Annotated in this window: 16 protein-coding genes; 11 read left to right on the plus strand and 5 right to left on the minus strand. The window is 32.7% G+C overall.

All coding sequences use genetic code 11. From position 1 onward, the window contains the following. Window positions 1–18: 18 nt before the first annotated feature. Window positions 19–3630 carry a response regulator gene (locus tag GCQ56_RS03410; RefSeq protein ID WP_193323700.1) on the minus strand — a complete coding sequence of 1204 codons (3612 nt, stop codon included), beginning with the start codon at window positions 3628–3630 and terminating at the stop codon, window positions 19–21. 458 nt (window positions 3631–4088) lie between these two features. On the opposite strand from GCQ56_RS03410, the gene GCQ56_RS03415 reads away from it, so the two are divergent. The 3 genes from GCQ56_RS03415 (at window position 4089) to GCQ56_RS03425 (ending at window position 6368) form a co-directional block, all read left to right on the plus strand. Further along, window positions 4089–4613, plus strand: a complete 525-nt coding sequence (locus tag GCQ56_RS03415) for a hypothetical protein (RefSeq protein WP_152732979.1) — start codon at window positions 4089–4091, stop codon at window positions 4611–4613. Beyond that, the gene (locus tag GCQ56_RS03420; RefSeq protein ID WP_152732980.1) at window positions 4597–5142 is read left to right on the plus strand and encodes a PepSY-associated TM helix domain-containing protein; all 546 of its coding nucleotides are present in this window, start codon (window positions 4597–4599) and stop codon (window positions 5140–5142) included. The genes GCQ56_RS03415 and GCQ56_RS03420 overlap by 17 nt, the downstream gene beginning before the upstream one ends. A gap of 182 nt (window positions 5143–5324) precedes the next feature. After that, window positions 5325–6368 carry a lipopolysaccharide assembly protein LapB gene (locus GCQ56_RS03425; protein WP_152732981.1) on the plus strand — a complete coding sequence of 348 codons (1044 nt, stop codon included), beginning with the start codon at window positions 5325–5327 and terminating at the stop codon, window positions 6366–6368. 118 nt (window positions 6369–6486) lie between these two features. Here GCQ56_RS03425 and GCQ56_RS03430 read toward each other — a convergent pair whose 3' ends face one another. The 3 genes from GCQ56_RS03430 to GCQ56_RS03440 are packed head-to-tail and all read right to left on the minus strand — an operon-like array spanning window position 6487 to window position 11934. After that, entirely contained in the window at window positions 6487–8832 is a 2346-nt protein-coding gene (locus GCQ56_RS03430; RefSeq protein WP_152732982.1) for an ABC transporter permease, read from the minus strand. A gap of 28 nt (window positions 8833–8860) precedes the next feature. Continuing rightward, entirely contained in the window at window positions 8861–11209 is a 2349-nt protein-coding gene (locus tag GCQ56_RS03435) for an ABC transporter permease (protein WP_152732983.1), read from the minus strand. An 11-nt stretch (window positions 11210–11220) separates the two neighbouring features. Further along, window positions 11221–11934, minus strand: a complete 714-nt coding sequence (locus GCQ56_RS03440; RefSeq protein ID WP_152732984.1) for an ABC transporter ATP-binding protein — start codon at window positions 11932–11934, stop codon at window positions 11221–11223. 215 nt (window positions 11935–12149) lie between these two features. On the opposite strand from GCQ56_RS03440, the gene GCQ56_RS03445 reads away from it, so the two are divergent. From GCQ56_RS03445 to GCQ56_RS03480, 8 genes are all read left to right on the plus strand, one after another. After that, window positions 12150–13523, plus strand: coding sequence for a sigma-54 dependent transcriptional regulator (locus GCQ56_RS03445; RefSeq protein WP_152732985.1), 1374 nt, complete (start codon window positions 12150–12152; stop codon window positions 13521–13523). Window positions 13524–13532: 9 nt separating this feature from the next. Then, entirely contained in the window at window positions 13533–14888 is a 1356-nt protein-coding gene (locus GCQ56_RS03450; RefSeq protein WP_152732986.1) for a PAS domain-containing sensor histidine kinase, read from the plus strand. Window positions 14889–14979: 91 nt separating this feature from the next. Beyond that, window positions 14980–15558 carry a TetR/AcrR family transcriptional regulator gene (locus GCQ56_RS03455; RefSeq protein ID WP_193323701.1) on the plus strand — a complete coding sequence of 193 codons (579 nt, stop codon included), beginning with the start codon at window positions 14980–14982 and terminating at the stop codon, window positions 15556–15558. Window positions 15559–15734: 176 nt separating this feature from the next. Further along, the gene (locus tag GCQ56_RS03460; RefSeq protein WP_152732988.1) at window positions 15735–16814 is read left to right on the plus strand and encodes an efflux RND transporter periplasmic adaptor subunit; all 1080 of its coding nucleotides are present in this window, start codon (window positions 15735–15737) and stop codon (window positions 16812–16814) included. Next, a complete protein-coding gene (locus GCQ56_RS03465; protein ID WP_152732989.1) occupies window positions 16811–19867 on the plus strand; it encodes an efflux RND transporter permease subunit in 3057 nt (1018 codons plus the stop codon). The genes GCQ56_RS03460 and GCQ56_RS03465 overlap by 4 nt, the downstream gene beginning before the upstream one ends. Before the next feature lie 18 nt (window positions 19868–19885). Then, the gene (locus GCQ56_RS03470; protein ID WP_152732990.1) at window positions 19886–21250 is read left to right on the plus strand and encodes a TolC family protein; all 1365 of its coding nucleotides are present in this window, start codon (window positions 19886–19888) and stop codon (window positions 21248–21250) included. Between the two features lie 4 nt (window positions 21251–21254). Continuing rightward, complete coding sequence (locus tag GCQ56_RS03475; RefSeq protein ID WP_152732991.1) at window positions 21255–21536, plus strand: hypothetical protein; 282 nt, start codon at window positions 21255–21257, stop codon at window positions 21534–21536. Beyond that, entirely contained in the window at window positions 21523–22602 is a 1080-nt protein-coding gene (locus GCQ56_RS03480; protein WP_152732992.1) for an adenylate/guanylate cyclase domain-containing protein, read from the plus strand. The genes GCQ56_RS03475 and GCQ56_RS03480 overlap by 14 nt, the downstream gene beginning before the upstream one ends. On the opposite strand, the gene GCQ56_RS03485 is transcribed toward GCQ56_RS03480, so the two are convergent. Beyond that, window positions 22599–25442 (minus strand): ATP-binding protein, encoded by a 2844-nt coding sequence (locus GCQ56_RS03485; RefSeq protein WP_152732993.1) that lies wholly within the window; start codon window positions 25440–25442, stop codon window positions 22599–22601. The two genes, GCQ56_RS03480 and GCQ56_RS03485, sit on opposite strands and share 4 nt — an antisense overlap. Window positions 25443–25559: the final 117 nt, after the last annotated feature.

Raw genomic sequence — 25559 nt, forward strand, 5'->3', positions numbered from 1 at the left:
GTTATAATATCTTTTGAGCTAGTTGTAAAGCCAAATTTTCAACATTGAGAACAGTTTATTCTCATCAATAGGTTTGGACAAATAATCGTTCGCTCCTGAAGAAATTGCTTTCTGGTAATCATCTTTCATAGCTTTTGCTGTAAGACAGATTATTGGAACATCTTGTATTTCCGGAGTTTGTCGAATAACGGTCATGGCTTCATATCCATCCATTTCCGGCATCATTATATCCATTAAAACTAAATCTACATTCGCATTGTTTTTTAATACGTCAATGGCTATTTTGCCATTTTCAGCTTCAAGAACTTCCATATCCTTTTCTTCAAGAATCTTGCCTAAAGCAAATATATTTCTGATTTCATCATCAACAACCAATACTTTTTTGCCTTTAAAAATAGAGTCGTCAATTTCAGTAACCTTTACCTTGGGATTTTCTGGTGTTTTTGTTGCCACCTGATGTAAGAATAAACTTACTTCGTCCATTAGGCGTTCGTCCGATTTTAATCCTTTTAGAATAATTGAATTTGTATATTTACTCAGCTCTCTGTGTTCTTCACGAGATAAGTCTTTCCCCGTATAAATAATAGTATTAGGGACTTTAATATTTGCTTTGGATAATTTTTTTAGCAATTCATTTCCTGAGATATCAGGCAGACCGAGATCAAGAATTATACAGTCGTAATTTTTCTTTGAAATCAGGTCAAAAGCTTCTTCACCAGTTGCAGATTCATCAATCTGAACATTGGTTGGAGTCAAAATACTTTTTATCAATTGCCTAGTAGTATCATTGTCTTCAATTACCAAAATCTTTTTCGATTCGGTGAACAGTTGAGTTTTCATTTTATTAATTGCCTGAGAAACATTTGTAGCATTAACGGTTGGCAAATCTTTCAGGTCTCTTTCAATAAATCCTTCAACAGGATTTACAATATGCATTGGTAATTTAGAGGCATAAGAATTTAAACGTAATGGGTTTAAAACGTCTTCTCCTTTTTCAAGGATAAGTTCCATTCCAATAATTATTGCCGAAGGCTGATGCGCTTCAATTAATAAGATAGCATCGGCAACATTCGAAGCAACCAAAGCATGGAAACTACTCTCATGTATTTGATAGTACAGAGAAGTTGCTTCATCACGTTTAGGGTGAATTAAAACAACCGTTGAACCATTGTGAGGTATATCTCTATCATCATCAATAAAAATTGGCAATACAACCGGTTTGTTTTCGGTTTCTATAATTTCGTTTTCATTCTTAAGCGTAACAGGTTTAAGATTTTGAATTGTTGTTTTATTCTGCTTCTCAGGAATAAATAAGGTAAAACTAGATCCTTTACCTACTTCGCTTTCCAGGTGAATTTCACCACCTAACATTCTAGCCAATTCTTTCGAGATTGAAAGTCCTAAACCGGTTCCACCATACTGTCTTGAAGTACTTCCATCAGCTTGTTGAAAAGCTTCGAAAATGGCTTCCTTTTTCTCATCAGGAATACCAACTCCGGTATCTGTTACTGTAATTGAATAGGTATCTGAGGTTTTTAGATCACTTCTCCATAATTCTGAATTATCAACGGCTTTCTTCATTGAAACCGTTATTGCTCCTTTTGAGGTGAATTTTAAAGCATTTGACAGCAGATTTTTAATGATTTGATTTAATCTTAATGGATCTGTCTCAAGGTTTTTTGCGAAATCATCTGAGATATCTATATGGAAATCTAAGTTTTTCTTATCTGCCTGATGTTTGAAATCCATTAAAATTTCATTTTTGATATCATCAGGTTGAATCGATTCGAATTCAATATTCATTTTACCTGCTTCAATTTTCGACAGGTCTAAAATTTCATTAATCAGTTGGAGTAGATCTTTACCACTCTTATTTATGATTTGAGCTGATTCAATATCTTCATCAGTAAGATTTCCATTTTTATTTTTTACCAAAATTCCCGATAGAATAAGTAAACTATTTAACGGTGTTCTTAACTCATGAGACATGTTTGCCAAAAAGTCGGATTTGTATTGACTTGCTTGTTCCAATTCTCTGGCTTTAATCTCAATCTTGTCATGAGCAACAGATAATCCTTTATTTTTTTGTTCTATTTCTTCTTTCTGAATTTCAAGTTGATTTGTTCTTTCTTCAAGTTCTTCATTCGCCACTCTTAATTCCTCTTGCTGAACTTGAAGTTTTTTCTCATTTTCAGTTAAAATGCTTGTTTGTTCTGCAAGTTCCTCATTGGCAACTCTAAGTTCTTCTTGTTGAACTTGTAATTCACTTGCTTGTTCTTGGGTTGTTTTTAAAAGGTTTTCTAAACGAACACGAGCTAGAGTTGAGGCAATTTTCACGGTTATACTTTCGCGTACTGCTCTTACAAAATCAATAACTGATTCTGAGAATATTTTTATGGAAGCAATTTCCAAAACTCCCCACAATGCATCGTTGTATACTAAAGGAACCAAAAGAATATTATTTGGCATTACATCACCAGTGCCAGAAAATACATTAAAATAATCTTTAGGCAGATCTTTCAGGTGTTTTAGTTTTTTAGTTTGTGCAACTAGTCCTATTAAGCCATGACCTACACGAATATTTTTATATTGATTCTTATCAGGAATACCAAATGATGCAGCTAAGGATAAGGTTTCTTGTTCTTCGTGATAGACATATAAAGTACCTAATTCTGCAGATAAGAATTCAGACATAAAGCCTAAAGTTCTTGATGCTACTTCTTCTAATTCATGATCGCCCTGAAGTTCTTCATTTAATTGATTTACACCAGATCTGAACCAATGTGTTTCATCATTTGTAGCTTTTGAATCTTTTAATGTTTTTACCATCTGATTCAAAGAAATAGACAATTCATCTTCTTTCGATTTAGGTGTAAGATTAATACTTAAATCACCGTTGGCAACCATTCTTGTATAATCAACAACACTTTGAAAATCGTTTTGAATAATTTGGAAAGATTGAGCCAATGAGCCAATTTCATCTTTGGTATGAATACTTAAAGGAGTGTGATAATTTCCTTTAGCCATTAGTTTAAAATTACCAACCATTTCTTTTACAGGAACTGTAATTGATTTTGAGATATATTTGGCAAGTAATAATATTACAACACAAAGTATTATTGCTATAATTGCCATAGCCCAGACTAATGCACTATTAAATTTATGCGATAAGCTATTCACTTCATCACTAATTCCGGAATAATGCTTTTGTATTTCGTGCAATTCGAATTGAATTTTTTCAATATCAATAGTCGATTTTCCACTTTGTAATTCATTTTTGATAAGCTCTGCTGCATCTAAAGCTTTTTGCGAATATCCTCTCGTACTTTCAATTTCGCCACTTTTAAGACTATTTAATATTCTTAAACGGGAAACCATTAATTCTGCATTCTTTAATTCATGATTGTAAATTTCAGGAAAGCCATTAAAAAGATATTTAGCTATTTCTTTATTTGTTTTGATAGGATAAAATCCTTGTATCTTGAGAAGATCTTTTACCAGTTGGTTAGAACGATTGATATAAAAAGCAGAAGCCTCTCTGTATTTGTCTTCCTTAGTGATTTGAAATGAGTAGAAATTGTCGACCCCTTGCTGTAACAAACTTTCATGAACACGCAGTCCGTTAATCATGATGCTAACAGTTCGGCTGGTTTTGAAAAAGAAGCTGGAGGTCAGACTCAAAATTAAAATACTGATAAGAGTTAATACTGTTAATAACAGTAATTTAGATTTTAACTTCCAATCTTTGAACATTTTCATTGTAAAATGCATATTTATAATGTGCGATTAAGTAGTTGTTTCTTATTATAGTGATTTGTTTTTTTGAATCACGCAGATATTACGGTTTTCCTAGTGAATGGTTACTTTTTAAGTGTTAATATCTGTTTTTTTTCCATAAAAAAATGAAGTATCATGAAAATAAGATTATTTAAGTGGTTCTATCTCTTTTAAATATGGACTTTGTTGTTGTTTCTATTGTTAATAAAAAAATGTTAATGAATTGTTATTGTGTTTGGAAAAGAGAAAGCATAGCCATAGGTTTGTTAGTAATAAACAAAACTTATAATTAACCCATAATCAAAAAAACTATGAAATATTTAAGCTTATTGACTATGTGCCTGATGTTGCTTTCATGTAATCAAAAATCCAAGCAAAAAGATTCAGCTCCTAAGCAAGCAGAAATAAAGCAAATTGTTCAAACTATCGATCAGGTTATGCAAGCTGCAGAACAGAATGTTGGTAAACAGGTTCATTTTAAAGGTCTTGTTAATCATGTTTGTGCACACTCTGGTAAACGATGCATATTAAAAAATACAACTGGTGATTTATCTATTCGTGTTGAAGCTACAGGGAATTTGGAAGGTTTCAATAAAGAAATTGCAGGTAATGATTTAATTGTAACGGGAACTTTAAGAGAAAAAAGGTTGGATACGGCTTACATTAATGAATGGGAAAAAGATATCAAATCTAAACATGATGCCAAGGAAGGTGGAGAACACTGTAGTTCTGAAATGGCTAACATTAAGGAAATGCGCGATTGGATGAAAGAAAACAACAAAGATTATTATGCTATTTATTTTGTAGACGGAACCAGTTATGAAGTTGTGGAGTAAGAAGGGAGCAAGAAAATGGCTTAGATTAATACATCGTGATTTAGGCTATTTCTTTGTAGGAATTACAATTATTTATTCTGTTTCGGGTATTCTTTTAAATCATAAAAAAAATGGTGAAGATCCTGCATACAAAACAGAATACAAATCTTATAATTTAGAAGCAAGTCTTAGTCCTGATCAATTAACTTCATATTGGAGTGAGGAATTGGATGCTTATCCTTTAAATAGAATCCTTCCCAATGGAGATACATACGATATTTACCTTAAGGGAGGTTTGGGAAAGTATAATCCTGTAAATGGAAAGCTTACTTTTGAAGTGTATGAGAAAAAGGCTTGGGCATATTTTGTAAATAAGTTGCATTACAATAGTAAAAAAGGCTGGACAGTTATGGCGGATATTTTTGCAATTGCAATGTTAGTATTTGCATTATCGGGCATATTTATGGTGCCTGGCAAGAAAGGAGTAACAGGAAGAGGAAAATGGTTGATTGCCATTGGAATTATAATTCCATTTTTATTTTTCCTTTAAAATATAAGGTGCTGAGTCTATCAGCACCTTTTTTTATCCTAGCAAATGTAGATGCTTAATTGCAATTTGGCAGAATACTCTGTTTGGAATGATAATTGATCAGGAGAAGAGGAAATTGTAGATAACTATTTTGTTAATCGATTTATTCAAGTAAATTGCTCAATCTAAAATAAAACTAACCCATGAATAAAATTCTTATAAGTCTACTACTGATCATTTTTCATTTTAGCTCTATGAGTCAAAATAAGGAGTTGAAAAAATTGTATTCCAAAGGAAAATATGATCAGGTAATTAATAAAGCACAATCATTATTATCAGATAATACTAGTGATCCTGACTTAAATTCGATTTTAGGAAGAGCTTATACAGCATCTAAGCAATTTAAAATGGCTGTTCCGTATCTTGAAAAATCCATTCTTTCAGAATCGGTATCAGAAGAAACAAAAGCTTTGAGTAAAGCTTATTTAGCTAAGTGTTATTTTATTAATGGAGAAAAGAAAAAGGCGATAACTTATTTAAAAGAGTGCCAGAATGGCAGAGAATCGAAAGAGGCTGTTAGATACGCTCAAAAATATTTAAGCTTATTTCAAACAAGCATTTACTATAAGGCATGGGAAGTTGTTGAAGCCAAAAATATTAGATTTCATTTTCAGGATAAGAAAAAAGTTGAGAATGTGGATCAATACATGAGTAGGTTAGAGACCAACTACCAAAGAATAGTGAATTTGTTTACTATAGTTCCTACGAAAAAAATAGATGTGTTTGTTTGGAGCGATAAGCACGAAGCATATAGAAAGTTTGATAAACCTCTTAGCTTTTCAAATTCTGATTTGTGTATAGTGAATGTTTATAATAATCAGAAAGATGATTATGAATTTAACATCATGCTTGCCAATATGATGGTACGTCCAAAGTTTAAGAGCATGCTAATTGATAAAGGTCTGGCTGTGTATTTTGATACCATGGATAAAAACCTGTTTGCTATTGCTCGAAAAAGAATACCAAATGAGGATTTTTCACTGTTGGAACTTTGGGAAGATCCAACTGCTTATGAACGAAATTTAAGTTATCCTGTTGGTGCAGCTTTTGTCGAGTTTTTAATTAATAAAGGTGGAAAAGCGAAGTTAAAAGAGTTTTTAAAAGTACAAACGATTAAGAATGCAGAAAAGGTTTATCCTGATTTTGATAAACTTGTAAAAACGTTTGAAGCAATGTTACTGAGATAATATATTTGAGTTGATTTATTAATATTATAGTAAAAGCCGCCTTGGAAAGATTTCTAAGGCGGCTTTTTTTGTGTTAGAAAAGGTATTTGATTAGTGAAAAGATTATTCGTATTCTGATCTATTCATATTTTAAACTTTCTATCGGATTTTGAGTTGCTGATCTCCAACTTTGATAACTTACTGTGCAAATTGCAATTGCAAATGTCATTACAGCTACTGCAACAAACACCCACCAAGGCATGTTAATATGGAAAGCATATTCACTTAAATAGAAATCCATTGCATAGTAAGCAATTGGGAAGGCAATAATATTTGCAATTAATACCCATTTGGTAAAATCTTTAGAAAAAAGACCAATTAAACTATGTACTTCTGCACCTAATACTTTTCTAATTCCAATTTCTTTTGTTCTGGCTTCTGCCATAAACGATGCTAAGCCAAAGAGTCCTAAGCAGGAAATAATTATGGTTAGAATGGTAAAATACTTAAGAATTTTGATGGTGCTTTCTTCAGTTTTATACTGAGTGGCATAACGATCTTCCAAAAAATTAATAATTGTAGGAAAACCAGGATTGTATTTTTGGCAAACTTTTTCGATATGAGCCAATGCTCTACTATTACTGTTTGGTTCTATTCTAATAGATATAAATTGATAATAGCTACGTGAGAAAAATACCATTGGCTCAATTTTTTGATGCAATGATTTAAAATTAAAATCTTTTACAACACCAATAATTCTTGCTTCCATTTCATGTCGCTTAATGATATTATCAACAACATTTCCTTTGTCAATCATTCTGGCCAAAGTTTCGTTAATGATGATATTATTGGTGTCAGCAACAACATTTTCTTTACTAAAGAAACGTCCTTCAAGAAGTGATGTTTTAAAAACATCAATAAAATCTGGATCTGTAAAAAGTTGAGTTACTAATACATCTTTAGAATTTTCATCATTATTCCATTCATAACCACCACCATTAGAGTAAATTCCTATTGGCAGATGAGAGACTAATGTAGAAGAACTGATGGAAGGATCACGAGATAGTTCTTCTTTAATCTTATCGCTATTGCTATGCATATTGCCATTTAGTACGACAAAGGCAACATTTGATTTATCTATTCCGGTGGAAGTATTTTTTATAAAATTAGTCTGTAAACTTATTACAAGTGTACTAATTAATAAGATAACAGTAAGCGTAAATTGGAAAACGACCAATATTCTTCTAAAGTTAGATCCTTTATTTCCTGATTTTGTTACTCCTTTTATTACATCTACAGTTCGATAAGAAGTAAGGAAGAAGGCAGGATAAGCGCCAGCTAATAATCCGGTTACTATTACTACAGAAAATACAATGCCAATAAACTTCCAATCAATATAATTTAATATTAATTTTTGACCTAAAACTTGATTGAATTCGGGTAAGAATAGTCGAACAATTATTATAGCAAAATTAATTGCTATAAAAGAAACAAGAATTGATTCGAATAAGAATTGTCTGATTAGTTTCGATTTGGAAGAACCTATTGCTTTTTTTAAACCAATTTCTTTGGCTCTTTTGGCAGCTCGAGCTGTTGATAGATTCATGAAATTAAAGCAAGCTATCAGCAATATGAATAGAGCTATAATTAAAAACATTCTTATTTGTTTGATCCTAAATTCCTCACCTTCCAATGAATATAAATGAGTTTTACTGACAGGGAATAAGGATATTCTTTCTGTCGATTCTTCATCTACATGATCTTTATAAAAAGATCGTAGTTTTTCACTAACAGCATCTGGATCTGCATTTGGATCTAGTTCAACATATCCCGAATATGAATGGTTTCCCCAATGTTTCCATCCATCGTAAATCTTCTTTTTGAATTCATAAGGAAAGATTAAATCAAATTTAAAAGTTGAGTTGGAAGGTAGATCCTTTAAAACACCCGTAATGGTAAGTTCATATTTTTCCTCGAATTTAACTACTTGCCCAATTGGATCTTCGTTTCCAAAATATTTGTGAGCGAACTTTTCGGAGATTACCAAAGAGAACGGATCCTTAAAAACACTCTCTGGCGATCCCTTAAGTAAAGGGAAGGAGAACATTTGAAAGAAATCTGAATCAGCATGATATACCTCTTCGTAGTTCTTAATTCCATTAATAACAAAGAGAGAATTATCTCCCCAAGGATTATAATTTGTCGCTCGAATAATTTCGGGGTATTTTTCTTTAAGGGCGTCTGTTAATTTTCCAGGAATATTTGGCCATCCGTATTCTTGTCCACTGTATGTCTGCCAGTTTACAATTTGAAAAAGTTGTTTTTCCTTCTGATGAAACTTGTCGTAGCTCAATTCATGATTTACCCATAATAAAAGAAGTATTGTACAGGCCATACCAATGGCAAGTCCTGATATGTTTATAAAACTGTACCCTTTATTACGGATTAAGTTTCGATAGGCAATCTTTAAATTATTTAGAAACATAGTCGGCTAATATTTTTAAAGGGTTATTTTATTCATACTTTAGGCTAACTACTGGATTTTTCGTAGCTACTTTTAAGCTTTGATAGGCAACTGTAATTGTTGAAATTATAAGTAACAAGGCAAACACTGCAAGAAACAACCAGAAAGGAAAGTCAATTCTAAATGGATAACTGTGGAACCACTCCTCCATAGCAAAATAGGTAATTGGCCAGGAAATTAAAGAAGCAACAAGAATCCATTTGCTAAAATCTTTGCTAAAAATCAGAATCAACTGACGCATTGAAGCACCTAGTACTTTGCGCACACCAATTTCCTTTGTTCGTTCTTCAGCATTAAATGAAGCCAAACCAAAAAGTCCAAGACAAGAAATAATAATAGCCAATATTGAGGCATAAAGTAAGGTGCTAATAGTTGCTCTTTGGTTTTGGTACATATTATCGTAATGATCATCCAGGAAATTGTAAACTAATGGGAAATCAGGATTGTATTTAGAGCATATCTTTTCAATTTCCTGAACTGTTTTCATAGCATTTCCATCTACATATCGTACAAATAAGAAATCCGGATCACTACACTGTCGAAGCATGAATGGTTGCAGTTCTCGAGTGTTTGGTGTGCAATGATAATCTTTAACTACACCAATAATTCTTAAATCTTCGTTGTTTCCTGTGTGAATCATTTTATCAATTACAGATTCATCAGATATCATTTCAGCAAATTTCTCATTAATAATTACACAACTTGAGTCCGCCGCAGGATTATCGATATTGAAAGGTCTTCCTGAATGAAATTTAATTTTAAAAACATCGAAGAAATTTGCATCAACATTAGGATAAGTAATCAGAGGTTTAAATTCGGGATCTTTACCTTCCCAATCTTCGCCCCAACCATTACTAAAAACCCTGTAGGGTATATGTGAGCCATATGAAACATTATCAACAAGAGAGTTGCTCATGAGCTCACTTTTTATGGATTCGATCTTGTTACGCATTTGCTGATTAATATTAATAGAAATTACATTGTCTTTGTTTAAACCGACATCCATATTGGCAAGATACCTTGTTTGTAGTACAATAGTTAAGGTGCAAATTAGGAGAGATGAGGCTAATACAAACTGTGTAACCACTAAAATTTTTCTAAATCGATTGCTTCCTTTTCCACCTGAGAAAGTTCCTTTTAATACTGCAATAGGGTTGAAGGAAGATAAGTAAAATGCAGGATAGGCACCAGCAACAATTCCTGTGAATATGGTTACTCCCAAAATAATCAACCAGAATTCCAGAGATGAGTAATCTAAAATCAAATGCCTGCTCATTAAAGAATTGAATTGAGGCAAGAACAAGTGAGATAAAATAATAGCAAAATTTGCTGCAACTATCGTTATTAGTAATGATTCTCCAATAAACTGCTTGATTAATTGTGGATAGGTGGCACCAATCGCTTTTTTCAATCCAATTTCTTTAGCTCTTTTTGCTGCTCTGGCAGTAGAAAGGTTCATGAAATTGAAACAGGCAATAATCAAAATGAAAATGGCAATCATAAAAAACATCTTCACCTGAGTTATTTTGGTTGGTCTGCCATCGATATAATACAAATGCCTTTTGGTTAGCGGAAATAAAAAGACAGATTTCTCACTTTCTTTATCTACATGGTCAATGTAGAACTTATCTAATTTTTTATTTAAAACATCGATGTCAGTTCCCTTTGCGATTTTCGTATAGCCAAAATAGTTATGAGAACCCCAATGATCTGAATAAGGGTTTTGTTTTTTCAACATTTCGAATGGAGTCAAAAAGTCGAATTGAATTGAAGAATTACTTGGCACATCCTTTGTAACAGCCGTAATTACTAGAGGTTGCCTATTATCCACATTAACAATTTTACCAATTGGATTTTTATTTCCAAATATTCTTTTGGCTGCTTTTTCTGATAACACCAATGAATTGATATCATTTAAACACGTTTCCTTATTCCCATAAAGTAAAGAGAAATTAAAGATCTGGAAAAAGTCAGAGTCAGCGAATTTAATATTTTCATATTGTTTTTTGCCTTTGTACTCAATCAACAGTTTTTCTCCCCAGGCATTGTAATGAGTTGCATATTCAATTTCGGGATACTTTTCTTTTAGAACATCAATTAGTGGTGTAGGTAAATTAGGCATTGCATTTTTTTTACCATTCCAGGATTGATAGTTACAGACTTGGTAAATTGTATCAGTATCCTTATGAAAATTGTCGTAGCTCAATTCATGATTTACCCATAGCAATAATAAAATGGTACATGCCATACCAATAGCAAGACCCGATATATTAATAAAACTGTATCCTTTATTTCTGATAAGGTTACGGTAAGCAATCTTAAGATTATTTAGAAACATGCTCGTGGAGGTTATAATATTTCAGATTTTTCTTTAATTGTATTTATCTGCTTTTTGTGATTTTCACTCACAATGTGCCCGTCGAAAAGTTGAATGGTACGATTAGCACTTTCCGCATCGGAGCTGGAGTGTGTAACCATTACAATTGTAGTTCCTTCTTTATTTAATTCACTTAAAAGTTCCATAACTTCACGACCATTAGCAGAATCTAGATTTCCCGTAGGCTCATCGGCAAGAATTAAATTTGGATTTGAAACCACTGCTCGAGCGATTGCAACTCTTTGTTGTTGTCCGCCTGATAGTTGTTGCGGAAAATGTTTACTTCTATGAAGAATTTGGACTCTTTCAAGAACTTCGTTTACTCTTCTTTTGCGTTCGGAAGCGGGTATTTTTTGATAAACCAATGGTAACTCAACATTTTCGAAAACACTTAATTCATCAATTAGGTTAAAGCTCTGAAATACAAATCCAATATTCGATTTTCTCAATTGTGTTCTTTGTCTTTCAGTATAATTAGCTACTTCATCATTAATAAATTGAAATTTACCATTGGTTGGATTGTCCAATAAACCAATAATATTTAGAAGAGTAGATTTTCCACATCCTGAAGGTCCCATAATGGCTACAAATTCTCCTTTTTTAATATGCAGATTAACATTTGATAAGGCTAAAGTTTCAACTTCTTCAGTTCTAAATGTTTTACTAAGATTTTCTGTTTTTATCATGTTTTAAAGGTTTAAGTTTGATGGAAGATGTATGTCTATTTCTGTGCCAAGATCTGTATGTCTCATTATATCAGATAGAAAGGATGGGTGGTGTTATGCGTAAATTTAAAAAGTGTTTCAAAATCATCCAATACTTGTATCAAAATGGAACATTTAGTTTTTTAACTTAATGATTTGCATTAATTTTAATCGAAATAAAGAATCATACAATTTTCATGAATAAAAAAGGCAAACTTCTAATAATAGATGACAATAAAAGTGTTTTAAAATCGCTACAACTCTTTTTAAAGCATCATTTCAAGGAATTAGTTACCTGTAATAATCCAAATCAGATTCCTGGTTTAATGCTGCAGAATGAATTCGATGTAATTCTACTGGATATGAATTTTTCAGCCGGTGTAAATTCTGGTAATGAAGGTTTGTATTGGCTTAAAGAGATTCGGAAAAGATCTGAACATACCGTTGTAGTACTATTTACAGCCTATGGTGATGTAAATGTAGCTGTTAATTCGATGAAGCATGGTGCTACCGATTTTATCCTAAAGCCTTGGGACAATAAAAAGTTATTAGCTACTCTCGTAAGTGGAGTCGAATTGTACAGAACTAGGGTAGAGCTTGATGAATCGAAGCAACAAAGAAAGTTGTTAGAGAACGATTTAAAGCAAATAGTTACGAAGATGATAGGTGAATCGGACGCAATTAGAAATGTGCGAAAGATGATTGATAAGGTAGCTCAAACCGATGCTAATGTTCTAATTCTAGGTGAAAATGGAACAGGGAAGGAGATTGTTGCCAGGGAAATACACAATAAGTCGAAAAGACAAGATAAAATTTTTATGAGTGTAGATATGGGTTCATTAAGTGAATCTATTTTTGAAAGTGAATTGTTTGGACACATTAAGGGAGCTTTTACCGATGCCAAAGAAAATAGAAAAGGAAGATTTCAGGCTGCTACCGGAGGTAGTTTATTTTTGGATGAAATTGGAAACTTAAGTTCAACAATGCAATCCAAATTGTTGTCGGTTTTACAAAATCGAAAAGTTACTCCTCTCGGATCAAACAAAGAGGATAATGTCGATATTAGATTAATTTCTGCAACAAATGCAAATCTTATAGACTTAGTTGATGAAGGTTTATTTAGGGAAGATTTATTATATCGTATTAACACTGTTGTGATTGAAATGCCACCTTTACGAGATAGAGGTAAGGATATTTTATTGCTAGCCGATTATTATTTGAAAAAATTTGTTCAAAAATATGGTAAGCAACTAATGGTTTTAAATGAGGAAGTAAAAGCATTGTTACTGTCTTATACTTGGCCAGGAAACATTCGTGAATTGAGCCATTGTATGGAACGTGCCGTAATTTTAAATGATAAAAAAGTATTGGAACTTAACGATTTTCAATTAGACAATAAAAGCAATACAAATTCAATTGGTGATAAGGCAATAAGTCTTGAGGAAGCTGAGAAGATTTTAATTGAGAGTTCCATGAGAAGAAATAAAGGCAATATTAGTCATGTGGCACGAGAATTAAATATTGGCAGACAAACATTGTATAGAAAAATAGAAAAGTACAACCTTCTTTAAATATCATAAATGATCTATCGAAAATTATATATAACAGTTATAATTCGGGTTATTGGAATTGTAATAAACAGCTTTGTTTTAGCCTTAGTTTGGTTTAGTTATAGGGATATTTTAATTATTGCTAATCTTGTGGTAGTATTAATAATACAAACATGGTTGTTAATTCGAAAATTGAATAGTCTGAATTATGATTTGGAGAATTTCTTTAAATCTGTTCGAAATAACGATTCAAGCGTAAAGTTTAAATCGAAACGAAAGAATGATTATCCAGAATTGTATGCTCAGTTTGATTTAGTAAATCGAGATATTCAAAAAATAAAAATTGAGAACGAGAATCAAAATCAATATTTTAAGGTATTAGTAGAGCATGTTGGAATTGGATTGTTATCATTTGACAAAAAAGGGAAAGTATTACTGTTTAATCGTGCAGCAAAAGAGTTGTTTAATAAAATTCATTTGTTTCATATTAGTGATTTGGATAGGATACAGGAAGGTTTAGCAGAGTTAATCGAGAATTTAACTCCGTCTGAGCAGAAACTATTTTCGATATACAGGAATCACGAATTAATTCAGTTATCGCTTAAGGCTACTGATTTAAAAATGATTGATCAGAATATTAAATTGGTTTCGTTTCAGAATATTAAGAATGAATTGGATGAAAAAGAATTGGATTCATGGCAGAAGCTCATTCGAGTCTTAACACACGAAATCATGAATTCAATAAGTCCGGTGAATTCATCTATCTCTACGCTTGTAGATATGTATGCGGATAAAGTGAGTGATGGAAATGTTGATATCAATCACATGGATAATGAGATGATCGAGGATACCATTGAAGGTTTGGATATAATTGAGGAAAGAATATCCGGTATGGTTAAATTTGTAAGTAGATTTAGAGATTTGACTTTATTGCCAACTCCAGTATTTACGGAAGTGAACTTAACTGTAAAAATTCAGAGTTTAATTAAATTACTAAAGGATGATTTAAATAAAGCGAATATTGAACTGACCTTATCTTATCCCAATAACAATATTAAGGTCACAGCAGATTCAAGTATGATAGATCAAATTGTGATTAATCTAATGATGAATTCGATTCAAGCTTTAAATGATCGGGAAAATAAGAAAATAGAATTAAGAATTGGAATTAATCATCAAAACAAACCGTTTATTGAGCTGGAAGATAATGGTTGTGGTATTAATGAGGAATGCCAATCGGAGGTGTTTGTTCCTTTTTTTACAACTAAGAAAAATGGTACAGGTATTGGATTAAGTTTGTCTCGCCAATTGATGCGTTTGCATGGTGGAACTTTAACTTTTAAATCAGAACCAGATGTTTATACACAATTTACCATTCAATTTTGATTCATAAAGAAAATGTTAAAATTTGATAATAGGCTTGTTCAAGATAAAATTTTATCTAATTTTGCACTAGAAATACTAAATGAGTTCAAGTATGGCAAAATCTGATAAGGTGGAAATTCATGAATTGGTAACTAAGGTTGCAAGAGATATGATTATACGATTTGGTTTGCGTGGATTGAATATGGTAGAATTAGCTCGTGAATGTGGTTTAGCTAAGGCAACATTATATAAAATCATAGGAACCAAGGAAGATCTTGTACGTGAAATTGCTTATGAGATATTTAATTTGAACATTGTTAAAATGTTGGAACCATACAGAAGTATTGAAGATCCTATTGAGGCAACTCAAAAATTTATGGATAATTACTTTGGTTATGCAATTAAAGGACAAAAGGTATTAGTTCAGCAGATTTATAAGGAATATCCGTTAATAGAACAGGATGTTGAGAAAAAGTTCGAAGAAGAGATGAATATTGTAAATCAACGGTTTTTAGAATGGCAACAAGAAGGATACATTAGAAAGGATATTAATGTAGTGTACTGTATTGAAGCATTACAGGATCTAACGACTGTATATGTGACAAGTACTTTTGCTGAAGAAGAAACAATTGATAGATTACGTACATCATTTAAATGTATGGTGATTGGAATGGGAATTGAATTAAAATAATTAAGATGTGAGAATGAAATTAATAGGTTTCATTCTTATTTTCGCTCAAACATGAACTATATAGACTTGAATAGTCTATATTAATTATAGAAGAAGTTAAGGAAGTAGAGGTACTTCTGTATTTTTTGATTTAAAAATGAACCAAATGAACTTATATAGTTCATAAAGAATTTGAAATGACTACAAAAAAAATCTCAAAATTAGTGCTCCTGTTAGGAATTTTTGCTACAGGATTCATTTCGTGCAAAAAAGAGCCGAATACAAAAGTAGAACTGATTCAACCGGTCAAGATTTTTAAGGTTGGCAATTCAAATGGAAACTCAGCTGTTAAAGTATTTACAGGATTGGTAAAAGAATCCAGAGAGGTAAAATTAGCTTTCCAAATCCCTGGTCCTCTGGTTGGTTTAAATGTAGATCAAGGACAGTTTGTGAAAAAAGGAGAGTTAATTGCAGCAGTTAATGAGCGCGATTATCTTGTGCAATTGGAAGCAGCATGTGCTCAGTTTGATAATGCAAAGTTACAGGCAGAGAGATATGCAGTATTATACCAAAAGAAAAGTACTTCGAAAAGTGTTTTTGATCAAATGCAAGCAGTATTTAAGTTGGCTAAAGCACAGAAATCAGCTGCGGAAAATGCATTAAAAGACACCAAAATTTATGCTCCATTTTCGGGTTATGTACAAGCTATGTATGCTGAAAATTATGAGAAAGTTGGTGCTGGTCAACCTATTGTGTCATTGCTTGATTTAAATAGTCTAGAGATTGCAGTTTCATTAAGTGAAAATGATTTTTTACAAAAGAAATCATTTGTTGGATATACCGCAAAGTTTGAAAATTTTCCAGGTATTGATTTTGATTTAAAGCTAATTGAAATAGAGCAAAAACCTAACGGTGATAATTTCTTTAGAATGAGACTTGAAATTGATCGTCAAGGATTTCAAATAGTTCCAGGTATGGTGGCGAGTATTGAAACAAAGTTGGCTAGTAATTTCAGCACCACATGTAAAGTTCCTGTAGAAGCTGTGTTTAATAAAAAAGGGAAGTCGTATGTATGGATTTACGACAATACAAACATGTGTGTGAAGGAGAAAGTTGTTCGCCTTAAAGATTTTGATTCTAATGGAATGATCAATATTGAGAGTGGAATTAAAAATGGTGATTTAATTGTATCAGCAGGTGTTCATAGTTTACGTGAGGGACAAAAGGTGAAAATGTTAAGTAAGAAAGCTAATTCGAACATAGGAGGACAGTTATGAGTTTTACAGAAGCTGTTTTAAAGCAGCGGAAAGTATTGCTATTTGTTTTAATAGCTATTCTTTTTGGTGGGGTTGGTGCATTTTTAAATATGTCAAAGCTTGAAGATGCTGAAATTAGTGTAAAACAAGCAGTGATTATGACTAGTTATCCTGGAGCTTCTCCTCATGAGGTAGAGCTTAGGGTAACCGATATTCTGGAAACTGCAATTCAGGCGATGGATAATATTGACTTCATAGAATCAAGATCTTTAGCCGGATATTCTGAGATTACAGTGAATATTAAATCTTCTGTTGTAACAAAAGAACTGCCACAAGTTTGGGATATTTTACGTCGAAAAGTAAATGATATTAGTGCTTATTTACCTCAAGATGCATCTCATCCAATGGTCGTAGATGATTTTGGTGATGTATATGGTATTTTTCTCGCATTAAGTGGAGATGGTTTTCATGACGATGAGATTCAGGATTATGCTCGTTATATGAAACGAGAACTTTTATTGGTTGATGGAGTTAAGAGGATTGAATTATATGGAGAACAAAGAGCTTGCGTAAATATTGAATTGTCGCAAGAGAAAATGGCATTTTTAGGTGTGCATCCCTACAAAGTTATTGAAATTTTAAATAGTCAAAATAAAGTAGTTGATCCAGGGACTTTTAAGGTAGGAAGTAATCGGGTTCGAATCGCCTCGGAAGGAAGTTTTCATGAGCTTGAAGATCTAAAGAATATATTGGTTTCAGGAAGAGGTGAAACTTCTGTATATCTTAAAGATATTGCTAGTATTAAAAAGGATTATGTAACTCCTTATACTAACAAAATGAAATATAACCAAGTTCCTGCAATAGGTTTGGCCATTGCTATGGAAAAAGGTGGGAATGTTATTGAGTTAGGAGAACGTATTCAAAATAGAATTGATGTTTTAAAAGCAAATATTCCTGTAGGTATAAATATAAATAGAGTTTTTTATCAGCCAGAAAGAGTAAGTGTTGCCATTAGCCAGTTTATGGTTAATTTAATAGAATCGGTTTTAATTGTTGTGGTAGTATTATTAATAGCAATGGGATTTAGAACTGGATTGTTGATAGGTAGCGGGCTTATATTTACCATATTAGCCACTTTTGTCGTAATGTTAGGATTCGATATTGCATTGCAAAGGGTAAGTTTAGCAGCCATTATTATTGCAATGGGAATGCTAGTTGATAATGCCATTGTAATTGCGGATGGAATTTTGATTGACCTGAAAAAAGGTGTTCGTCGTGATCAGGCAATGATCAATACTACTAAACAAACCGCCATGCCATTATTGGGAGCCACCTTAGTTGCGATTTTGGCCTTTTTACCTATTTATTTGTCACCTGATAGCACGGGTGAATTTTGTGCAAGTCTTTTTCAGGTCATTGCGATTTCTCTTTTTATTAGTTGGATTTTGGCATTAACTCAAACTCCATATTTCTGTCATCTTTTTCTTCGAGGTAAAAAATACAGCAAAGATGAGAATGAGAACTCAGATCCTTATTCCGGTCAATTTTATCAAAAATTTCGTCATTTTGTTAAATTCTCTTTGCGTCACAAATCAGTTATTATAGGCTTAACCATATTGGTTTTCGTGTCTTCTATTTTTGTGTTTAAAAATGTGAAGCAGCTGTTTATGCCTAACCTTGAATATAATCAGTTTATTGTAGAGTATTATTTACCTACAGGAGCGGATATCGAAAATATTGAGAAAGATTTGAGCGAATTAGAAAGCTATTTATTAACTCAAGAGGAAGTTTTGAATGTTACAACTAGTTTAGGGGCTACACCAGCTCGGTATACATTGGTCAGACCTTTTACAATAAACAAAACCAATTATGGAGAACTGATTATTGATACGAAAGATTACGAGACAACAAAGCGATTTGGTAAAGAGTTGCAAAAATATGTAGATGAAAATTATTCTTGGGCACGTTGCAGAGTAAAGTACTATTCACCAATTTTTGCTGAATATATGATCGAGGCAAAGTTTTCGGGTCCAGATCCGGAAGTGTTACGTGATTTATCAGAACAAGCAGAGCAAATAATGCTTGCTGAACCTACTGCAGTTAAAGTAACAAACAATTGGAAAAATAAGGTAAAGGTTTGGAATCCGCATTTTTCTCAAGCTCAATCACGCCTAACGAATATTTCTCGTTCGGATGTTTCCAACGCATTGGCTTGTGCAACGGATGGTTTAACAATTGGGTTATTTTATCAGGCTGATGATATGTTGCCAATTGTTTTAAAAACAAAAACAAATAAGAAAAATTATATTGAAGCATTGGAGAATACACCGGTTTGGGGCAATGTTGCAAATAGTATTCCTTTGCGTCAGGTGGTTTCTGATATTGATATTGAATTTGAGGATCCAATGATTTTACGTTACGATCGCCGTAGAGCAATCATGGCTCAATGTGATCCTGCCAAAGGTTATAATGCTCCAGATGTATTTTCAAAAATACACGAAAAGATTGAGGCAATTCCTTTGCCAGAGGGATACGATTTTGAATGGCTTGGAGAGCATAAGGATAGTTTAGATGCGAATAATAATATCAATAAATTTTTGCCTTTGGCATTCCTGTTGATGGTAATTATAATCATGATGCTATTCAATAATTTTAGACAACCAATAATTATTTTCAGTATTCTTCCTTTGGCTTTTATTGGTGTAAGCTATGGCTTATGGTTAACCGGAAAACCATTTGGATTTATGCCAGTGCTTGGAACTTTAGGATTGATGGGAATGATGATTAAAAATGCTGTTGTACTTCTGGATCAAATCAATTTGGAAATTAAAGAAGGCAAGGATGTGCTAATGGCTATTGTTGATTCTGCAGTGTCGAGAATGCGACCGGTAATTATGGCATCTTTTACAACTATTTTAGGAATGATACCATTGATTTCTGATGAATTATTTGGAGGTATGGCAGTTGCTATCATGTTTGGTTTACTTATAGGTTCGGTAATTACACTAATAATTATTCCTGTACTATACGCAACATTTTACAAAGTTTCTACAAAAAATATAATGGATTTATAAACGGTTTTGAGAAAATCAATGAAAAATATATATAGTTTATTGCTTTGTGTTTTAATAACAACACATGCAATAGGTCAGGAAAAACTCTCTTTAAAAGAGAGTAGGAATTTGGCATTGGAATACAATCAGAAAATAAAAATTGCCGATGAAATGATAGGGGAAAGTAATGCGAACGTAAAATTCGCTTACACTCATTTTTTGCCAAATTTTTCAGCAAGTGCATCCTATAACTTTTATCATGATATTGATGATCTAAAAATGCCGGGATCGTTTTTACCAACAGCAAACAGTTTGACTGAAGCCAGACAAGGTATTTATTCTGGTACAAGCAATGTTTATTTTCCAGGTTTGGATATAAAAATGGGAAATATAGATTACTATTCTGCAAATCTGAATGTTTCTCAACCAATTTATTTTGGCGGAAAAATAAGAAGTTCCTATCACATGAGCCAAATGGGAGCTCAAATTTCTTCTTACAACAAAGATTTACAATCATCGGATGTGTTACTAGAGACTGATCAGGCATACTGGAATTTAGTATCGGTTAAGGAGAAAGTTGTTTTAGCAGATAAGTACACAAAAATGTTATCAGCGTTGGTTCGTGATCTTCAAAATGCTTTTGAATTGGAAATCACTACTAAAAATGAACTGTTAAAAGCGCAGGTACAATTAAATCAAGCAAAATTAGATTTATTTCGAGCTCAGAATGCACTTGTTTTATCTAAAATGGCACTTTGTCAAGTAATTGGGAAAGAAATAATGACAAATGTTGTAGCCATTGATACTACCATATCAATAGATCAAAATAATGTTGACGCGGATTACATGCAAAAGGCATTAGTGCAGCGACCCGAATTGTTAATGCTTGATAATCAGGTGAAAATATCTAAGGAACAAATTAAGAGTACACGTGCGGATTATCTTCCACAATTGGGTGTTGGAGCATCATATGGATATACAAGTAAGATTGAGAATCTGATAGGATCTTCAAAGATGTTTGCTGTTAAGGCAAGTTTATCAGTTCCTATTTTTCATTGGCAGGAACGTAAGCATAAAGTTGCAGCAGATAAATTTCGATCAAAGCAAACAGAATTGGAATTGGATAGAACAAAAGACTTAATAAAACTTGAAGTTCAACAAAGTTATTTCAATTTACAAGAAGCTTTGCAGCAAATAGAATTGGCTAAAGTTTCAATGAATCAAGCAAATGAAAATGTTGAGTTGACCCAAAATAGTTTCTACGAAGGTTTAGCGAATACCACAGAACTTTTAGATGCACAAGCATTTTGGCAGAATGCTCATAGTGAGTTAATAGATTCCAAAATCAATTACAAATTGAAAGAGGTTAGCTTTCAAAAATCAATTGGAGAATTAGCAAAATAGTGGGATGGAAGTGACCGAATCAACCAGTAGGATGGAATTGTTGGTGGTGCAACGATTTTTGATTCGGTCACTCCTTAATAAGGATATTATGGATGTTAGCGAAAAAGATCAGCGTAATAATTTGTATCAATTTGCCTTATCAAAGTTAATTGAACAAACGAATGATAATCTACGATTGTTGGAGAACCATCTTTATAGATTGAAGGTAAATCAGGATTATGTGATAACAACAGAAAATGAGATTGAAGAGCTTGTAGAATATATCAATCAGCATGGGGAAAAATAAGATTGGTATAAAACCTTGTACTATTTTAGGGTATTATTTTACGATCACCCTAACATGGATGATCGCATTCTTCTTTCTGCTGACATTTCAGATGAATCAGTATAGTTCGCTGTCAATTATGCAATTAGAGCATATTAATAGTACAATGTTATCTGGCGTAATTGCTGGTTTTATTTGGGGGACAATTTTCAAAATTGCTCAAAAACTAAAAGCTCATATACCTCTTTTTTTTCTATCAATACTACTTAGTGTTCTGGTAAATATTTCAAGTGCATATTTGCTAATTTACAGTATGTATAATTTAGGAGGTTTATTTACTTTTTCTGATTTTCCACAAAACTTCTCTCAATTAATAGATCTTTATAACTCACAATTATTCTATACAATATTAATCTATTTCTTTATTGTTGGCACTTTAATCGAAATTTTTCATGATATTGATAAGAAACTAGGAAAGGGAATTCTAATTAAATTTTTATTAGGCAGATACTATAAGCCTAAAGAAGAAGAGCGGATTTTTTTATTTATGGATTTGAAATCATCAACTTATTATGCAGAAAAATTAGGGCATTTCAAATACAGCAGATTGATACAGGATTGTTTTAAAGATATCTCTTCATCAGTGATGAAGAATAATGCAGAGGTCTACCAATTTGTGGGCGATGAGGTTGTTTTGACCTGGAAATTAGAAAAGGGAATTGAACAATTGAGATGTGTGAAATTATTTTACGATTTTTTGGAAACTATTGATAAGAAAAAGGAATATTATCAAACGAATTATGGTATGATTCCTGTATTTAAAGCAGGAATACATTCGGGCAAAGTAATGGTTGCCGAAGTCGGTGAATTAAAATCTGAGATTGCTTATCATGGCGACGCCATTAATACAGCATCACGAATTCAAGGTTTATGCAATAATTACAATTCTAGATTATTGGTTTCGGGCGATTTATTGAAAGAGCTTAAACAGAAAAATGAGTTAAGTCTACAAGTGAATTTTATTGCCAAAGTTTTACTTGCAGGTAAGGAGCAATCAACTAATTTATATACATTTTCTTCTAATTAAACTTCTACCTTTTCTCCTCTTCGTCCTTTTTTAAAGTATTTGTTAATGGTGTCCAAAAGTTTTTTCTCATCGAAAGGCTTAGCTATAAAATCATCACATCCGGCTTCCATGCTCTTATTTCTGTCTTCGCGGAAAGCATTAGCTGTTTGGGCAATAATTGGCAAATTATATCTCATTTTCTTGATCGACTGAGTAGCTTCTAATCCATTTATATCAGGCAGTCTTAGATCCATTAAAACCAAATTGATAGTTGGATTTCTTAAACTTAATTCAATGGCTTTATTTCCCGAAATAGTATGTAGTATTTTAACTTTAGTTGGCTTTAGAGCAGCTTCAATGTATTTGTAATTGGTTTCGTCATCTTCTACTACAAGAATTAGTTTGTCGTCCCATTTGTAGCCTTTCTTTTGTTGCTTCTTTTTCTCGGGAAGATTTTCACCTCCTACAGGCTTATATGGAATTGTAAAGAAGAATGTAGTTCCTTTATCTTCAACTGTAGCCATTCTAATTTTCCCACCCATTAACTCTACGAATCCTTTCGAAATTGCAAGTCCTAAACCTGTTCCACCATATTTTCTGGTAAACGATTCTTCAACCTGACGGAAGCGTTCAAAAATAATATCTTGCTTCTCTTTTTGGATACCTATTCCAGTATCTTTTACATAGAATTCAAGGAAGTCGTCTTCAATTAATTTGTAACCAAATTCAATGGATCCGGCAGAGGTAAATTTAAATGCATTACTTAAGAGGTTGGATAAAACCTGTCGGAGTTTTCTCTCCTCAGTAATGACCATTGTTTTTTCATTTGGTAAGGATTTTAGGACTCTAAATTCAATCTCATCGTCAGCAATATTATCTTTACTGAATTGCATGTGTAATTCATCCAGAATTACATTGAGAGAACACTGAGTTTCCTTAACTATTGTTTGTCCGGCATCTAGTTTCGAGATATCCAGAATATCATTGATAATTTTTAAAAGTTGATTGGAGCTTTTGTAAATAATATCGATATAAGCATTATTTTGCTCGTCTGATTTACCTGGTTTTCGAAGCATGTCGGCAAAACCAATAATACCATTCATTGGTGTTCGAATTTCATGCGACATGTTTGCCAGAAATGCCGATTTTAATCGATCACTCTCTTCAGCCTTTTCCTTAGATTTAACAAGTTCTTGTTGCGTGTTTATAATAGTGGTGATATCGTTTATAATAATCATTGAGGAGGTGTCTAAAGGCACCATAAAGAATTCACAGTGTCTAACTTCTCCAGATTTGGTTGTGATGTGAAATTCTTGTTTCTCTATATCTGTATTTTCTAATTTGGCTTTTTCTGCAGCATCACTCCAGGTCTTTTTGACCAAATCACGATACTCTTTATTTGGATAGCATGATTGGTACCAATCATCCGATGTTCTGATATCATTTAATGTATATCCGAACTGCTCGATAAATTTGTCGTTAAAATATTCAATATCTCTATTGGCATCGGTAATAACTACAGGTAGTGGAGATTTGTAAATCATCTGTTTCAAGCGACGCTCACTCTGAACAATGGCTTGTTGAGCATGTTTTCTCTCTGTAATATCACGAGCTGTTGATAATATCACGTGTTTGCCTTGCAATGTCACAAGTTGGTTAACGGTTTCCATTGGCGTTTTTTTACCATATTTAGAAACGAAAACTTGTTCACTTGTAAATTGTTTTTCTCTTGTTAATCTTTTGATAGAATCAACAACGTAATCTTCACTTAAATCTTCAATAAAATCGCCAAGTGATAAGTTCAAGACTTCGTTTCTTGTATATCCCAATTGAATACATGCTGTATCATTGGCTTCAATTAATTTAGAAGTTCCATCTCCCAAATATTCGTTCACCAAAATAATATCGGTACTTCCGTTAATAAGATTTCTGTATTTTTCCTCACTGGTAGCAAGGGCAGTAGTTCGTTCGGCAACACGCTCTTCTAATTTCTCATTAAAGGTTTTCAATTGCTCCGAATATTCATGAATTTCCTGATATTGTTCACGAATGGTTTGCTCACCTTTTTCACGTTCACTTATTTCATTTTGTAGCTTCGTATAGGTTTCAGTTAATTCCGATAAAGAATGGTTTAGTAAGTTTTCTTCGCTAATTCTTCTACCTGAACCGTGTCCATGTCCCTGATATATTGCCTGAGCCTTGTAAATGTATTTTTTTATCGGACGAGAAATACTGTCGGAAACAATAAATGTAATTGCAATACTAACCCCAATAATAAGAGCGGAAACAATGGTGAACCAAAGTAAAGTGGTGCGATGCTTTTCTGTAGCTTCTTTATAGCTTAAATTGGCATTGCTCTCTGCAAAATCAGTCATTACCTTTGTTTTCTGATTTAGCTTGTTTAAGTGCTCGGCAGCTTCACCATCAACCATTTTTTTAGCGCTTAATTCTTTTCCGCTAACTTTTAGGTCGATTATATCATTTCTTATTTCCTCCCATTCCAGAAAGGCACGATGGGCTTCTCCTACATCTCTTATATTGCCTAAAAATCTGTTAAAAACAGTATCAAATTCATTTTCAACCTTTAGGTGGTATAAATTAATGGTATCAATGGCCTGATCGAACTCTTCCTGAGTGTTGGCTAACAAAATATCCTTCATGGCACTTTCCATGATCTGGATATGTGTATTGATATCTCGAACACTATTACTTACCTTATAAGTGTGAGTATAAATAAATTCTGATTCTTTTCGGAGGTTTTTTACCTGGAAAATAGAGAGGACGAGGAATGATACCGTGAACAGTAGAATAAGTCCGAATCCGGCAAGCACTCGTGTACGAAATTTTAACTTATTTAGCATTTAGCTTCAACGTGTTATTTAGTGTGTAATTAGTGGTTGATTAGAGCCACATTGAGTTGCTTTCATTCCTAAGTTAGTTAATCTTATGGATTTACACAAGATTTTTGATTAAGGGCT

The sequence above is a fragment of the Marinifilum sp. N1E240 genome (assembly GCF_009295825.1).
Classification (GTDB): domain Bacteria; phylum Bacteroidota; class Bacteroidia; order Bacteroidales; family Marinifilaceae; genus Marinifilum_A; species Marinifilum_A sediminis.

Coding starts and splice junctions, on each gene's coding strand:
- GCQ56_RS03470 (WP_152732990.1), top strand. CDS start 19,886: ATGAAAAATATATATAGTTTATTGCTTTGTGTTTTAATAACAACACAT.
- GCQ56_RS03415 (WP_152732979.1), top strand. CDS start 4,089: ATGAAATATTTAAGCTTATTGACTATGTGCCTGATGTTGCTTTCATGT.
- GCQ56_RS03420 (WP_152732980.1), top strand. CDS start 4,597: ATGAAGTTGTGGAGTAAGAAGGGAGCAAGAAAATGGCTTAGATTAATA.
- GCQ56_RS03475 (WP_152732991.1), top strand. CDS start 21,255: ATGGAAGTGACCGAATCAACCAGTAGGATGGAATTGTTGGTGGTGCAA.
- GCQ56_RS03450 (WP_152732986.1), top strand. CDS start 13,533: ATGATCTATCGAAAATTATATATAACAGTTATAATTCGGGTTATTGGA.
- GCQ56_RS03445 (WP_152732985.1), top strand. CDS start 12,150: ATGAATAAAAAAGGCAAACTTCTAATAATAGATGACAATAAAAGTGTT.
- GCQ56_RS03410 (WP_193323700.1), bottom strand. CDS start 3,630: ATGATTAACGGACTGCGTGTTCATGAAAGTTTGTTACAGCAAGGGGTC.
- GCQ56_RS03485 (WP_152732993.1), bottom strand. CDS start 25,442: ATGCTAAATAAGTTAAAATTTCGTACACGAGTGCTTGCCGGATTCGGA.
- GCQ56_RS03460 (WP_152732988.1), top strand. CDS start 15,735: ATGACTACAAAAAAAATCTCAAAATTAGTGCTCCTGTTAGGAATTTTT.
- GCQ56_RS03430 (WP_152732982.1), bottom strand. CDS start 8,832: ATGTTTCTAAATAATTTAAAGATTGCCTATCGAAACTTAATCCGTAAT.
- GCQ56_RS03455 (WP_193323701.1), top strand. CDS start 14,980: ATGGCAAAATCTGATAAGGTGGAAATTCATGAATTGGTAACTAAGGTT.
- GCQ56_RS03480 (WP_152732992.1), top strand. CDS start 21,523: ATGGGGAAAAATAAGATTGGTATAAAACCTTGTACTATTTTAGGGTAT.
- GCQ56_RS03440 (WP_152732984.1), bottom strand. CDS start 11,934: ATGATAAAAACAGAAAATCTTAGTAAAACATTTAGAACTGAAGAAGTT.
- GCQ56_RS03425 (WP_152732981.1), top strand. CDS start 5,325: ATGAATAAAATTCTTATAAGTCTACTACTGATCATTTTTCATTTTAGC.
- GCQ56_RS03435 (WP_152732983.1), bottom strand. CDS start 11,209: ATGTTTCTAAATAATCTTAAGATTGCTTACCGTAACCTTATCAGAAAT.
- GCQ56_RS03465 (WP_152732989.1), top strand. CDS start 16,811: ATGAGTTTTACAGAAGCTGTTTTAAAGCAGCGGAAAGTATTGCTATTT.